The sequence below is a fragment of the Amycolatopsis sp. NPDC031561 genome, assembly GCF_055580625.1.
In genome coordinates this window covers 1-14,073 of sequence record NZ_JBVILA010000041.1, presented here as the reverse complement: position 1 = coordinate 14,073, position 14,073 = coordinate 1, and the positions used below count along the sequence as shown (strand labels likewise).

11 protein-coding genes are annotated in these 14,073 nt (G+C 69.3%); all 11 read right to left on the bottom strand.

All coding sequences use genetic code 11. From position 1 onward, the window contains the following. Window positions 1-58: 58 nt before the first annotated feature. Window positions 59-1,909, bottom strand: a complete 1,851-nt coding sequence (locus tag ACZ5IK_RS42700; RefSeq protein WP_465492937.1) for an ArnT family glycosyltransferase — start codon at window positions 1,907-1,909, stop codon at window positions 59-61. Between the two features lie 43 nt (window positions 1,910-1,952). Continuing rightward, on the bottom strand, window positions 1,953-2,777 hold the full coding sequence (locus ACZ5IK_RS42695) for a PIG-L deacetylase family protein (RefSeq protein ID WP_465492936.1): 825 nt from the start codon (window positions 2,775-2,777) through the stop codon (window positions 1,953-1,955). Between the two features lie 82 nt (window positions 2,778-2,859). Next, window positions 2,860-3,999 (bottom strand): glycosyltransferase, encoded by a 1,140-nt coding sequence (locus ACZ5IK_RS42690; protein ID WP_465492935.1) that lies wholly within the window; start codon window positions 3,997-3,999, stop codon window positions 2,860-2,862. A gap of 20 nt (window positions 4,000-4,019) precedes the next feature. Next, entirely contained in the window at window positions 4,020-4,802 is a 783-nt protein-coding gene (locus ACZ5IK_RS42685; protein ID WP_465492982.1) for a class I SAM-dependent methyltransferase, read from the bottom strand. Window positions 4,803-4,870: 68 nt separating this feature from the next. Further along, window positions 4,871-6,106, bottom strand: coding sequence for a glycosyltransferase (locus ACZ5IK_RS42680; RefSeq protein WP_465492934.1), 1,236 nt, complete (start codon window positions 6,104-6,106; stop codon window positions 4,871-4,873). A 29-nt stretch (window positions 6,107-6,135) separates the two neighbouring features. After that, window positions 6,136-7,362, bottom strand: a complete 1,227-nt coding sequence (locus ACZ5IK_RS42675; protein WP_465492933.1) for a glycosyltransferase — start codon at window positions 7,360-7,362, stop codon at window positions 6,136-6,138. A 35-nt stretch (window positions 7,363-7,397) separates the two neighbouring features. Then, window positions 7,398-8,555: a glycosyltransferase gene (locus tag ACZ5IK_RS42670; protein WP_465492932.1), complete on the bottom strand. Its 1,158-nt coding sequence runs from the start codon at window positions 8,553-8,555 to the stop codon at window positions 7,398-7,400. 17 nt (window positions 8,556-8,572) lie between these two features. Beyond that, complete coding sequence (locus ACZ5IK_RS42665) at window positions 8,573-9,814, bottom strand: cytochrome P450 (RefSeq protein ID WP_465492931.1); 1,242 nt, start codon at window positions 9,812-9,814, stop codon at window positions 8,573-8,575. A gap of 487 nt (window positions 9,815-10,301) precedes the next feature. Then, complete coding sequence (locus ACZ5IK_RS42660; protein WP_465492930.1) at window positions 10,302-11,498, bottom strand: cytochrome P450; 1,197 nt, start codon at window positions 11,496-11,498, stop codon at window positions 10,302-10,304. Beyond that, on the bottom strand, window positions 11,488-12,645 hold the full coding sequence (locus ACZ5IK_RS42655; RefSeq protein WP_465492929.1) for a cytochrome P450: 1,158 nt from the start codon (window positions 12,643-12,645) through the stop codon (window positions 11,488-11,490). The genes ACZ5IK_RS42660 and ACZ5IK_RS42655 overlap by 11 nt, the downstream gene beginning before the upstream one ends. A gap of 22 nt (window positions 12,646-12,667) precedes the next feature. Further along, on the bottom strand, window positions 12,668-13,843 hold the full coding sequence (locus ACZ5IK_RS42650) for a cytochrome P450 (RefSeq protein ID WP_465492928.1): 1,176 nt from the start codon (window positions 13,841-13,843) through the stop codon (window positions 12,668-12,670). Between the last annotated feature and the right edge of the window lie 230 nt (window positions 13,844-14,073).

Sequence of the window (14,073 nt, the reverse complement as noted above, 5' to 3'; positions counted from 1 at the left end):
ATTTCCTTTCCGGCCGGCGGAGTCTTCCGCAGACGATGAGAACGACAACCGGCTCACCTCAGAAGGAGCCGGACGCCGGTCCGGCGTTGGCGTCGAAGGAGCTGCCGGAGTAATCGGGATCAAGGACTGAGACGGCGTAGGTGGCGGGCGCGGCCAGCATGGCCACGACGCCGATGACGAGTCCGGCCGTGACCAGGCCCGAGGAGGCGGACTTGATCAGCCGCGCCAGGATCAGCACGACGAGGGCGGCGACGCCGAGCGCGAGCGTCCCCCATTTCGCCCACGGCAGGAAGTTGGGGTAGTGGGACCAGAGCCAGGCGCCCCAGGCGAGGTTCGCCGCGATCGCGACCGGCAGGATCCAGGCCTGTTTGCCACCGCTTCGGTACGCCCGCCAGAAGGTCACGATGCCGAGCGCGGAGAGGGCGGCGATCGCGGGGGCGAGCGAGGCCACGTACGCGGTGTGCGCGACGGCGCTCGCACTGAACACGAAGCCGAACGTCACCAGCCACACGCCCCACATCACCAGCCCGCCGCGGACCGGATCGGTCCGTTCGGCCCGGCGCCACCACCAGAGCCCGCACAGCAGGGACAGCAACGCGAGCGGGAACAGCCAGGCGATCGCGACACCGAGGTGACCGTCGAGCAGTTTGGTCGCCCCCAACGGGTCCGCCCGGGTTTCGATCTTGGACTGGTCCATTTCGGGTCCGCCCGGTCCGAGCGGCTGGCCGCCCTCGGCCTTCGGGCCGAAGTTCCCGTCTTGTTCGTCCTGGTGCTTGGAACCGAAGTCCCCGTTCTGTTCGTCCTGGTGCTTCGTGCCGAAGTTCCCTTGGGCGTCCGGGCCCGGCTGACCGCCCTCGGGACCGCCCTGCGGATCACCGGGGCCGCCTTCCGGGCCGCCCTCCTGGCCCTGCGGACCGTCACCGGGACCGCCTTCCGGGCCGCCGCCGGGACCACCCTGCGGACCACCCTCCTGGCCACCTCCCGGGCCGAGCGACGGCAGGCCGCCGCGGCCGTTGGGGTCCTCGGCGCCGGGGATCTGGATGCCGACGCGGCCGAGACCGTTGTAGCCGAACACCATGGCGAACGCGCTGTTGTTCGTGGTGCCGCTGATCGTCGGCCGGGCACTGGCCGGGGTGAAGGTGTAGAGCGCGATCCACGACAGCGACACCGCGAGCGTCACCACCCCGGCGATCCCCACGTGCTTCATCCGGCGGCGCAGTTCGACCGGAGCGGTCAGCAGGTAGCCGATCGCGAGCGCGGGCAGGATCATCCACGCCTGCACCATTTTGGCCTGGAAGCCGATCCCGACCCAGACACCGGCCCAGACCAGCGACCGAAGCCGCCCTTCGAGGACGGCGCGCTGATAGGCGTCGACGGCGAGCACCAGGCACATCGTCAGCAGGCCGTCCTGCATGCTGTGCCCGAACATGGACGCGAGGACCGGGGTGAGGGTGAAGATGCCCGCGGCGAGCAGCCCGGGCACCACGCCCGCCCAGCGCCGCACGACCCGGTACAGCACCAGTACCGAGATCACGCCCTCGATCACCTGCGGCAACGCCACGGCCCATTCGTGGTAACCGAAGATCTTGATCGAGAGGGCCTGCGGCACGAAAGATCCGGCGAGCTTGTCGAGCGTATACGTCGCTCCCGGGTCCACGGCGCCGTAGAAGAACGCTTTCCAGCTCTCGGACATGCTCTTGGCGGCGTCCGAATAGAGCGGCGCGAAGTCGACGCGCGGCAGGTTCCAGGCGTAGAGCACCAGTGCCACGAACGCGATGCCCAGCAGCGCCGGACGGGCCCACCGCGGCTGATCGGCGGGAGAACGCCAGAACGCCCAGCGGTTGCGCGCGCTTTCGGGCGCGGAGTCCTGGGAGGGCGGCGACGGCAGATGAGTGAGTGTTGCGGACACTCCGGTACCTCCGGGCGTGATACGGCGTCGATTGTGGGGAGGTTCAGCTGATGTCTTCGTCAAGGAGAACAGGCCAGGTGGTTTCGCCATATCCGCCATGGGGTGAGTTCTTCCGGGCGTGCTCGTCGAGCCGGGCGAACAGATTCTTGTTGCGGCCGTTGAGCATCGCCAGTTGGGAAGAATAGCACTCCGCGGCCTCGACTTTCCGTTTCCAGATCTCCTCGGTCGCGGAGTGGAATTCGGAAGAACCGAGGCGGAATCCCGGCGGGAGTTCGATCTCGCCCGGTTTGAACATCGAGTAAGGAAGGTCTTCCCACAGCCGTATCGGAATGTTCTTCTCGCGCGCGGCGGACAAAGCGGCGTCTCGCGCGGCCTCGTTGTCAGGATGGTCGACGATGGCAGCGCACGTGACGATCACGGTGGGAGCGAACTCCGCGATGACCGCCTCGAGGTCGGCCTTGATCTCGGCGACGAGACCGTCGTCGCCGTCGGCCGAATCCTCGTTCATCGCCAGCTTTTGCCCGCCTGCCACGTGATCCGTCAGCCAGCGGCCGTCCGGCAGCCGCCGGTAGATGGAGTCGAGGAACCGGCCGTGCCGGTGGGCCACCCCCAGGCCGTCGAGGGCGGCGATGTCCTCGTTCCGCCGATGGAGCGGCGCGTCGTCTTCGGGCGAAAGGCCCCAGACGGCGTGCATTCGCTCCGCCGCCGCGGAGTAAGGAGGAGGCGCGGTCCCGGCGAAGACCGTATGGACGAGCACTTTCGCGCCGTCCCGCGCGGCTTGGGCGAGACCGGCCCCGAGCGAAAGGACCGCGTCGTCCAAATGGGGGGAGATCGCCAGCAGCCGGGTCTCCCCGGGATTCTGAAGCATGGACATGATTTTGATGACCTCGTCACGACGCTACAACAGTGCGGACTGGACAGGAGACCAAGCGTCCATTACGGACAGTTGGTCAGGCGGGGCCCACCGCGTCACGCAGGAGTCCCGCGGCCACCGTCGTCCCGTCGGCGCCGATCGTCGCGGCGACGGCCGTCGCGCGCTCCCGGGTCTCCGGGGCCAGTGCCGTGGCGAGCGCGGCGGACAGGGACTCGACGGTCGGTTCCGGGCCGTCGTGCGCCACCCCGATGCCCAGTTCGGCCACCTTGGCGGCGAACTGCGGATGATCCGCGATCTGCGGGACCACGACCTGGGGAACGCCCGCGCGAGCGGCCACGTGCGTCGTGCCCACGCCGCCGTGGTGGACGGCGGCGGCCACCCGGCCGAACAGCACCTGGAGGTTCACCTCGTCGACGGCGAGGCAGTCGGCCCCGTCGTCCGGCAGGTCCAAGCCCGCCCAGCCATGGGAAAGGACCACCCGGCGCCCCTGGGCACGGATCGCCTCCACCGCCACCTTGGCGATGTCCGCGGGCGCGGGCGAGCTGCCGAAGCCCACGTACACCGGTGGCGGGCCGGCGGCCAGGAACGCCTCCAGCTCACGGGAAAGAGGCCGTTCGTCGGACAGGATCCACGCGCCCGTTTGGACCGCGTCGAGGCCCGGCGGCCGCGGGGCCAGGAGCGGATCCGCGATCAGCCAGGGCTGCTCGGTACAGCTGAAGTCGTAAAGGCTCTTCACCGGCGGCAGGCCGATCCCGGCCCGCAGACCGTTGAGCGCTTCACCGAACATCCCGTCGGCGCCCTGGTTGTACATGGCCCGGTGCTCGGGCGACGGCAGCAGAACCGGCGAAGGAACGGCGTAGAAGTAAGGGATGCCGAGCTTCTCGGCGACGGACCGCACCCCGATCGCGCCGGACAGCAGACCGCTCGCCACCACCGCGTCACACCCCTCGGCGGCGGCGGGGATCTTCTCGAACTGCTCGGCTATCCCCGCGACAGCGGCCTCGGGTGACTCGGGCGGCCCGCCCAGCGCGCCCGCGCCTTCGAGCACCGGCTTGCCGACCGCGACGTGCGGCACGCCGACCTCGGCCAGGCGTGCGGCGGAGTCCGGCGGCGCGCACATCCGCACCTCGACACCGTCTTCCCGCAACCGCACCGCCAGTGCCACCAGCGGTTCGACCTCGCCGCGGGCTCCGTACGACCAAAACAACACGCGCATTTCGTATCCCCTGGAGTACTTCAGCGCCGGATCGCGGCGATGCCGACGGTGGCGTAGTTGATGGTGAAGGAGCCGCCCAGCTCATCGATCGCCGAGCCGAGGTACGCCAGGAACCGGGCGCGCGCGTCCTCCGCGAGATGGTTGAGACCGCCCTGGGTCGGGATCTGGTCCAGCCATTCGTCACGGGTGCAGACCCGCGACCACGCGAAGCGCAGTTCCTCCGGCTCGCTGAACGCCCCGGTCTTGAGGATGCCCTCGGCGGCCTTCACGTACTGCTTGGCGTAGACCTGCTTGACGTATCCTTCGACGTCTTCCTCTTCACCGTCCTCTTCGGACGGTGGCTCGAACTTCACGTCGGGCATGGCGTGGCGGTACGCCTCCCCCTGCGCCGTCATGACGGCCTGCGGGAGTTCGAAACCGTTGTCGAACAACGCCAGCAGACCGTGGGGGGCCAGCACGTCCGCCACCTTGGCCGCGCCCGCGAACGGATCCACCCAGTGCCAGGCGGTTCCCGAGGTGACCGCGTCGAAGGTGCGGCCCGCCGGGTCCCAGTCCTCGAACTTGGCGACCTCGACGTCGAGGCCACGCCTGCGGGCGACCTCCGCCATCCGCGCGTCCGGTTCGACGCCGAGCACCGTGCAGCCCGCCGCCTGGAACGGACGCGACGAAAGGCCGGTTCCGCAGCCGACGTCCACGAAGTTCTTGCCGGGGCTCAAACCGACGACCCGGTCGACCAGTGCTTCGGGATAGCTGGGCCGGGCGCGGTCGTACCGTTCGGCGTCGAGGCCGAACCATTGCGCCATTTCCCGGTTCTCGTGCGGTGCAGCAGCCAGATCGGACATTTTCCTCACCCTGGTCGGATTCGCGATGGTCAAACGGAAACAGCCGGCTTCTTCCGGCTGACCGCGTCACGCAGGAGTTCCGCGGCCACCGTCGTGCCGTCGGTGCGGATCGAGCCCGCCACGGCCGCCGCCCGCTCCCGGACTTCCGGGGACAGTGCCTTGGCGAGCGCGGCCGACAGGGAATCGAAGGTCGGCGCCGGTCCATACTCCTCGAACGCCACCCCGATGCCCAGTGCGGCCACCTGCTCGGCGAAGTACGGCTGGTCGGTGATCTGGGGCAGTACGACCTGGGGGACGCCCGCCCGCGCGGCCACGGTCGTCGTGCCCCCGCCCGCGTGGTGGACGACGGCGGCCACCCGGCCGAACAACGCCTGCAGGTTGGCCTCGCCGACGGCGAAGCAGTCGGCCCCGTCGTCGGGGAGCGCCAAATCGGCCCAGCCGCGGGAAAGGACCACCCGGTGGCCCTGGGCACGGATCACCTCGATGGCCAGCTTCACGGTGCCGGCGGTCTCGGACGTGCTGCCGAAACCGACGTACACCGGCGGCGGACCGGCGGCGATGAAAGCTTCCAGCTCGGCGGAAAGCGGGCGTTTGTCGGGCAGGATCCACGCACCGGTCTGCACGGCGCCGAGCTCCGGCCGCGGCGGGGCCAGGGTCGGGTCGGCAGCCATCCAGGGCTGCTCGGTGAAGCCGTACTCGACGAGATCCCCCACCGGTGGCAGGCCGATCGCCGCCCGCCTGTCGTTGAGCGGGGCGGCGTACCGCTTGGCGAAGACCTCGTTGTAGAAGTCCCACAGCGCCCGGTTGTCGTCCATCGCCTCCTCGGGCGGACGGCCGTCGCCACGCGACAACGGCGGCGGGTAGTACGGCGACGGCAGGTAGATCGGGCAGTACGCGGCGTAGAAGTACGGGATGCCCAGCTTCTCGGCCACCGAACGCACCCCGATGGCGGCGGACAGCACGCCGGTCGCCAGCACCACGTCACAGCCTTCGGCGGCCGCCGGGACCTGGTCGAACTGCTCGCCGAGCTCTTCGGCCGGGCGCCGGGGTTCCGGTCCCTCCGGCGACTCCGACATCCCCCGCATCATCGCGCGCAAGGACTGGCCGACCGGCACCACCGGAACGGCGAACTCGGCCAGCCGCTCCTCGGTGTCCGGCGGCGCGCACACCCGCACCTCGGCGCCGAGCTCGCGCAACCGCACCGCCAGTGCGACCACCGGTTCGACGTCTCCGCGGAGTCCGGTCGTCGACAACAACACACGCATTTCGTATCCCTTGTTTTCGGACCGTGTGGTCACACTGAAACGGACGGCTTCTCCCGGTTGACCACGTCGATCAGGAGTTTCGCGGCCACGGCGGCCCCGTCGGTGCGGACCTCGCCCGCCACGGCGGCCGCCCGCTCCCGGGTCTCCGGGGCGAGCGCCGTGGCGAGCGCGGCGGACAAGGAATCGAAGGTCGGGGTCGGGCCGTCGTGCGCCGCCCCGATGCCCAGTTCGGCCACCCGGCCGGCGAAGTACGGCTGGTCCGCGATCTGCGGGACCACGACCTGCGGAACGCCCGCCCGGGTGGCCGTGGTCGTCGTGCCCGCACCGCCGTGGTGGACGGCGGCCGCCACCCGGCCGAACAACAGCTGGTGGTTGCCCTCACTCGCGGCGAAGCAGTCGCCCCGGTCGTCGACCAGGGCCAGATCGGCCCAGCCGCGGGAAAGAATCACCCGGCGGCCCTGGGCGCGGACCGCTTCGATGGCGATCTTGGCGGCCTCTTCGGGCGCGCGCATGCTGCCGAAACCGACGTACACCGGCGGCGGACCCGCGGCGAGGAACGCCTCCAGGTCGGCCGCGAGGGGGCGTCGGTCGGGCAGGGTCCACGCACCGGTCTGCACGGCGTCGAGATCCGTCGGCTGCAACGGGGCCAGCGCCGGGTCGGCCGCCAGCACCGGGTGATCGGTGAAGCCGTACCGGAAGATGTCCTCGACCGGCGGCAGGCCGATCGCGGCCCGCTGGGCGTTGAGCGGCTCACCGAATCGCTTGAGGGCGCTCTGACTGTTCCTGTTCCACAGTGCCCGGTTGTCGGTCCCCTCGGGCGCGGGCGGCTCGCCGAGCGGCGGCGGCGGCGCGTAGTGCGGCGAGGGAATGAAGCGCGGGCAGTAGAAGCCGTAGAAGTAGGGGATGCCGAGTTTCTCGGCGACCGACCGCACGGCGACCGCGGTGGCCAGCATTCCCGTCGCCAGAACCACATCACAACCCTCGGCGGCCGCCGGGACCTGCTCGAACTGGACGGCGATCGCCTCGGCCGAGAGCCGCGGCCCGTCCTCGGGCGACGGCGGCTTCGCCCCCTTGATCGCGGTCCGGGTCGACTGGCCGACCGGCACCAGTGGCACGCCGACCTCGGCCAGCCGTTCCGAGGAGTCCGGCGGCGCGCACATCCGCACCTCGGCGCCGGATTCCCGCAGCCGCACCGCCAGGGCCACCAGCGGTTCGACATCCCCACGGCTTCCGGACGTCGCCAGCAACACGCGCATTCCGTGATTCCCCGTTCGTTAGGTTCCGAGATGGTTCAGGCGGGAACAGACGGCTTTTCCCGGCTGACCGCTTCACGCAGCAGTTCGACGGCGGCCGTCGTCCCGTCCGCGCGGATCGTTTCGGCGACGGCGATCGCCCGTTCCCGGGCTTCCGGTGCCAGCGCCGTGGTGAGCGCGGCCGACATGGCCTCGAAGGACGGGGCCGGACCCTCGAGTGCGACACCGATCCCCAGTTCGGCGATCCGGTCCGAGTAGTACTGCTGGCCGACGATCGAGCGCACCACGATCTGGGGAGCGCCGCCGCGGGTGGCCACGTGCGTCGTCCCCGTGCCGTCGTGGTGGATGGTGAGGGCGACCCGGCGGAACAACTCCTGGAGGTTCACCTCGTCGACGGCGAAACAGTCGGCGCCCGCGTCGGGCAGGTCGAGATCGGCCCAGCCGCGGGAAAGGATCACCCGATGGCCCTGGGCGCGGCTCGCTTCGATGGCGACCTTCGCCGCGTCGGCGGTGCCGGACGAACTGCCGAATCCGACATACACCGGCGGCGGGCCGGCGGCGAGAAACGCCTCCAGCTCGGCGGAAAGCGGGCGTTCGTCGGGCAGGATCCACGCGCCGGTCTGCACGGCCTCGTGCCGTGGTTCGAGCGGGGCGAGGATCGGATCCGCCGCCAGCAAAGGCTTGTCGGTGGAGCAGTAGTCGAAGAGGTTCTTCGCCGGCGGCAGCCCGATCTCGGCCCGCTTGGCGTTGAGCGCGTCACCGAACAGCCCGTCGGCGCCCTGGTTGTACATCGCCCGCTGCGGCGCTTCGAGGTGACTCGGCAGGTGGATCGGGCACAAAGCGACGTAGTGGTAAGGAATCCCGAGCTTCTCCGCGACCGAGCGCACGGCGACCGCACCGGACAGCAGGCCGGTGGCCACCACGACGTCGCAGCCTTCGGCGACCGACGGCATCTGGTCGAACTGCTCGGCGATCCCGGCCGCCGCCAGCGCGGGGTCGCGTCCCTCGCCGTCGTCCATCCCCCGGTCCGGGCGCGCGACCGGCACCAGCGGAACCCCGATCTCGGCCAGCCGCTCCGCGCTGTCCGGCGGCGCGCACATCCGCACCTCGGCGCCGGATTCCCGCAGCCGCGCCGCCAGCGCCACCAGCGGCTCGACGTCCCCGCGTGATCCACACGCCCACAACAACACACGCATTTCGCTTCCCCTCTTCATCACCAGGTGACCGGCAACTGATCCGGGCAGTCGATGAAGGCGTTCCGGAGTTTCACGTCGTCGGCGGAGACCGCCAGGCTCATGTCGGGGAATCGTCGCCACAGCGACTGATAAGCCATCCGCAGCACCGTCCTCGCCACCGCCGCGCCGATGCAGTAATGGATTCCGTGCCCGAATCCGACGTCCGAAACCGACGGGCGCCGCGCGTCGAGGACATTGGGATTCGGGGTCAGCGCCTCGTCCCGGTTGGCCATCAGGATGGAGCACAGGACGTAGTCCCCCGCCTTGATCAGCTGTCCGCCGACGACGACGTCCCTCAGCGCCATCCGCGGATTCGGCTGCTGCACGGGCGACAGGTACCGCAGCAGTTCGTTGACCACGCGATCGGCTTCCTCGCGGCCTTCGAACAGCATTTGTTTCTGCTCGGGGTGATCCAGCAGCGCGAGGACCCCGAAACCGAGCATCCCCGCGACGGTCTCGACACCGCCGAGGAGCAGCGCCGTGCAGAGGCCCTTCAGCTCCTCGTCCGTGACGTTGTCCCCGTGCTCTCGCACGAGCATGCCGAGGAACCCTTCGTCGGGATCCTGCCGCTGCCGGGTGATGAGGCTGAGCAGATACCGGTTGAACGCCGCGCTGTCGGCCGCCCTCGCCTTGAATCCGCGGCTGAGGTCGACGTTCCGCCTGATCCGGCGGATGAACTCGTTGCGGTCGTCCCGCGGAATGCCCAGCAGCTCACAGAGAACCCCGCCGCCGACGGGATCGGCGAACAATCCCTGGACGTCCGCGCCCGGCCCCTCCGCCTCCAGCTCGTCGAGACGATCGTCGATGAGTTCCTGGATAGCGGGTTCCAGCCGCCGGATCCGCCGGACGGTGAACTCCGGGGTCAGCATCTTCCGCAGCCGGGTGTGTTCCGGCGGGTCGTAGGTCGAGATCTGCCCGACGAACTGCGGCGCCATGGGCACGTCTTCGCCGTTGGTCGTCCTCGCCGCTTCCGCCTCGGTCAGCCGGGGGCGCGTCGTGAAGTTCTCGTGATCACCGAGGATCTTCCGGACGACGTCGTAGCCGAGGGCCTGCCAGACGTAGCCCGTGCCCAGCTGCGTGGACGCGTCCCCGAGAATCCGGACCAGCGGGCCCTTCTCGCGGAGGGCGAACATGTCCGCATGCGGATCGCAGTGCGTTCTCATCATGTAGTTCGCCGTCGGCTCCACGGCCGGCGCGACCTCGTCGATTGCGTGCTCCATACCGAGTGGAAGCTCCTTCATAGACCAGGAATTGCGGTCCGGCTGCGCGCCGCATCGCCATCTTCATCCGCGATCGGGCGGGAGGTCCAGCGCGCCGCCATGGACGTGGTCGTGAGTGGCGATTCGGGTTGCGTTGGATGACCAGAAATCCACACAGTCTGCCGCTACCCGCCCGGTCACGACAGCCCGGTGACCCAGCCGACCCCAGGGGTGTGTGGAAATAGGGACGCTGAACGTCTCTATTTCCACACACCCCTCACCCTCGGCGACACCTCGCGCTCGCCCACGTACGGCCTTATTTTGAGAGGTAAGACAAAACGTTTCGCGGGTGATCGCTTGGCCGTGTGTTGGTCCGGGTGTCGCGAAAGCCACTTTCGGGACGTCTGATGTCCCGAAAGTGGCTTTCGCAACGCGTCCACGACCAAGGCACGTTTGCCTTACCCCTCAATAACCCGAAACGCCACTCACGACCCACTGGACCGGCGCCTCACCAAGCGACCATCAGGCTGGTGAGGCCGTAGGCCGGGGTGGTCAGGCGGAACATGGTGTCCTTCGCGGGATCCGCGAGCCTCAGCTCGGGGAAACGTTGCCACAGAAGGGTGAACACGGTCCGCAATTCGAGACGGGCAAGGGAAGCGCCGAGGCAATGGTGGATTCCGTGCCCGAACGCCACGTGCGGGACGGGCTCGCGCGCGAGGTCGAGGCGGTCCGGTTCCGGCAGCAGCGCGGAATCACGGTTGGCCATCGGGAGCGAGCAGAGGACGGTCTCCCCCTCCTTGATGACCTCCTCCCCGATGGTGACGTCCTCCATGGCCGTCCGGGGTGTCGGGGCGTACGGCACCGTCAGGTACCGGATCAGCTCGTCGACCGCGCGGTCCGCCGCCTGGCCTTCGCCCCGCAGCGCGGCGAGCTGCTCGGGATGCCGCAGCAACGCCAGCACGCCGAGCCCGATCATGCCGGAGATGTTGTCGTCACCGGCCAGCATCACCTGAACGCAGAAGCCCCTCAGCTCCTCGTCGGTGGCCTCGTCGCCGTGTGCGGCGACGACCGCCCCGATCAGCCCTTCGCCGGGGTCCTTCCGGTTCCTGGCGATCATCGCCAGCAGATAGCGGGAGAACGCCTCGCCGGCGGCCGCCCGTCTCCGCTGGCTCAGCGAGGCGTCGAGATGTCCGTGACACAGCTTCAAAAACATGGCGCGGTCGTCACGGGGAACCCCGATCAGCTCGCACAGCACGGCCCCCGGCACCTCGTCGGCGACGAGCTCGATCACGTCGGCGGGAGATCCCGCGTCCTCCATGGCGTCGAGCCGTTCGGTGACGATCTGCTCGATGTAGGGCTCCATCCGCCGCATCTTGCGCAGCGTGAACCCGGGGGTCAGCTTCTGCCGCATCCGGGTGTGCTCGGGCGGGTCGTAGTCCATCAGGTTGCCGACCAGCTCGTTCGGCCGGAAGATGCCTTCCCCGCCGATTTCGTCCTGCTCGTGCCAACGGCGCCGCGTGCTGAACCGCTTGTGATCGCCGAGGACCTGCCGCACGACGGAATGTCCCGCGGCCATCCAGATGGTTTCGGCGTCCGCTCCGGATCCGACGGTGACCTTCGACAGTGGTCCGGCGGCGCGCAGTTCGTCCGCCGGATCGAGGTCCTGCCTGCGGATGTGGAGCGGGCGCGTGTCCTCACCACTCAATGGGAAGCTCCTCGATGTTGAACGGGGCCGGTTTGCCCGCCACGAACCGCAGTTCCTCCTCTGGGACCGCCAGCCGCAGCGACGGGAACCGGCGGGCCAGCACCGGCAGCGCCACCCGCAGTTCGAGCCTGGCCAGCGGAGCCCCGACACAGTGGTGGATGCCGTGCCCGAAGGCCAGATGCCCGGGCGAGTTCTCGCGGGTGATGTCGAACTTGTCCCCGAGCGTGCGGTTGACCGCCAGCATCGAACAGGTCAGCACGTCACCGGCGCGGATGTCGTATCCGGCGATGTTCAGGTCGACGAGCGCTGTCCGGGGAGAGGGGGCCTCGACGATCGTCGGGTAGCGAAGGACTTCCTCGGTCGCGCTGTTCACCAGCTCCGGGCGCTCCTGGAGCAGCGCCAGCTGGGCGGGGTTGATCGCGAACAGGAGCACCGCCATCGCCAGCTGGGCGGCCATTTGCTCGACCGCCACGATCAGGATCGCCTCGGCGAGCCCCGACAGTTCTTCGTCGCTGACCTTGTCCCCGTGCTCGCGCACGATGAAACCGATCAGTTCGTCGCCGGGATCGCGGCGTTCGCGGGCCGCGAGCTTTTCGCAGTAGTGGACGACGCCGAGGCTCGATTGGGCCCGCTGCTTGGGAATCCGGCTCTCCCGGCTGTCACGGATCATCCGTGACAGGTCGGCCTGGTCGTCGCGCGGGACGCCGAGGAACTCGCAGGCGATGAGCGCCGGGATGGGCCAGCCCGCGTACCGGACGAAGTCGATCGGCGAACCCATGCTTTCGAGATCGTCCAAGCCCTCTTCGAGGATCTCTTCGACGCGGGGCCGCAGCCGCTCGATCCGCCGGACGCTGAACGCCCCCGCCACGGTCCCGCGCAGGCGGGTGTGATCGGGCGGATCGTAGGCCTGCAGGATCCCCGGCAGATGGGCCCGGTCCGCCTCGTCGTCGACCGGGCGCATCGAACTGAAGCGGGTGGCGTCGGCGAGGATCTCCCGCACCTCGTCGTAGCCGGTGACCAACCATTGCTTGCGGCCGTTCAGCCCCGTCTCCGTGTCGTACTCGTGGAGCGGCCCCTCCTTCTGCAACGCGCAGAGCTCCGGCACCGGATCAAGCCGGATCCGCTGATGCGGCAAGGGAACTACCATGATTCTCCTCAGGCTTCTGGCGTTACCAGTCGAGCAGCAGGGCTTCCACGTCGAACGGTGGCGGCCCGAATTTGAGCTTGCGGTCGGGCTCGGCGAGCCTCAGCTTGGGAAAACGCAGGGCCAGCGCCGGAATCGCGACCCGGAACACCATCTCCGCCAGCGGCCTGCCGAGGCAGTGGTGGATGCCGTGCCCGAACGCGACGTGCGGGGCCTTCTCCCGGGTGATGTCGAACTCGTCCTCCGCGGCCGGGAACTTCCCGCGATTCGCTCCCAGCAAAGAACAGGTGACGGTGTCGCCCGCCTTGACGAGGCGGTCACCGATCAGCACGTCCTCCTTCGCGATGCGCGGGTGGAGCTTCTCGTCGGTGGTGAGGTACCGGGTCAGCTCTTCGAGCCAATCCGGGACGGTGTCCGGCTTTTCGCGGAGCAGGTCGAACTGCTCCGGGAAATCGGCCATCAGCAACGCGCCCGCGGCGAGGAAACGCGCCACCTGGTCGCCGCCCGCGCCCATGATGAACGCGGCCACCCCCGCCAGCTCCGCGTCGGTGATCTCGTCGCCGTGCTCGCGCACCACGACACCGAACAGGTCGTCGCCAGGATTGCGGCGGACGCGGGCCACCGCCTTGTTCATGTACGTCATGTACTTGTTGCCCGCCGCGTTGCGCCGTTTGTCCGTCCGCTCGGTCCGGCTGGCGTGCAAGGTGCGCGACAGATCCGCCTGGTCGTCACGCGGGATGCCCAGGAAGTCGCAGGTCGCCGTCGTGGCCACGGCCCACCCGAACTGCGGGACGAAGTCCGCGGGACCGCCCATGTCCTCGATGGTGTCGAGAACGTCTTCGACGATCTGCTCGACCTCCGGCCGGAACCCCTGCATCCGGCGGATGGCGAACGGAGGCGTCACCAGCCGTCGCAGCCGGGTGTGGTCCGGCGGGTCGTAGTGGGTGAGGAAACCGGGCCAGGCGATCCCGGCCGCGGTCCCGCCGTAGATCAGCCGTGCGCTGAACTTGTCCGAGCTGAGGACCTGCCGGACCTCGTCGTACCCGGTGGCGAGCCACGCGGTCCGGCGTTCCCCGGAATCCTCGGTGCCCAAGGCGGAAATGGGGCCCTGGTCCATCAGGGCGAGGAGTTCCGCGCCCGGATCGAATCGGTCCCTCCGGTGGATTTCCAAGCCCCGGACGACGTTGAGCTCTTCGAACACGGCAGATCCTTTCGCCTCGACCAGCCGGGGCATGCGGAGTGGATGTTCCCGGTCGGCCGGACGAGCGTCGAGCTCGTCCAACCGACCGGATCGCGGTGGGCAAGGCGCTTCTGTTCTCAGGCCTCTCGCCCTGGACCGTGTCGCGAAAGCCACAGTGATGATGATGTGTACGGACGGGGGCCTGGCAGGGTCTGGCCCGGAAAGCCACTGACGCTCTTGGCGGGGTTGTC

Excerpts from the sequence above, each read along its gene's own strand:
- ACZ5IK_RS42695 (WP_465492936.1), bottom strand. The coding sequence starts at position 2,777 with ATGCTTCAGAATCCCGGGGAGACCCGGCTGCTGGCGATCTCCCCCCAT.
- ACZ5IK_RS42690 (WP_465492935.1), bottom strand. The coding sequence starts at position 3,999 with ATGCGCGTGTTGTTTTGGTCGTACGGAGCCCGCGGCGAGGTCGAACCG.
- ACZ5IK_RS42685 (WP_465492982.1), bottom strand. The coding sequence starts at position 4,802 with ATGGCGCAATGGTTCGGCCTCGACGCCGAACGGTACGACCGCGCCCGG.
- ACZ5IK_RS42680 (WP_465492934.1), bottom strand. The coding sequence starts at position 6,106 with ATGCGTGTGTTGTTGTCGACGACCGGACTCCGCGGAGACGTCGAACCG.
- ACZ5IK_RS42675 (WP_465492933.1), bottom strand. The coding sequence starts at position 7,362 with ATGCGCGTGTTGCTGGCGACGTCCGGAAGCCGTGGGGATGTCGAACCG.
- ACZ5IK_RS42670 (WP_465492932.1), bottom strand. The coding sequence starts at position 8,555 with ATGCGTGTGTTGTTGTGGGCGTGTGGATCACGCGGGGACGTCGAGCCG.
- ACZ5IK_RS42665 (WP_465492931.1), bottom strand. The coding sequence starts at position 9,814 with ATGGAGCACGCAATCGACGAGGTCGCGCCGGCCGTGGAGCCGACGGCG.
- ACZ5IK_RS42655 (WP_465492929.1), bottom strand. The coding sequence starts at position 12,645 with ATGGTAGTTCCCTTGCCGCATCAGCGGATCCGGCTTGATCCGGTGCCG.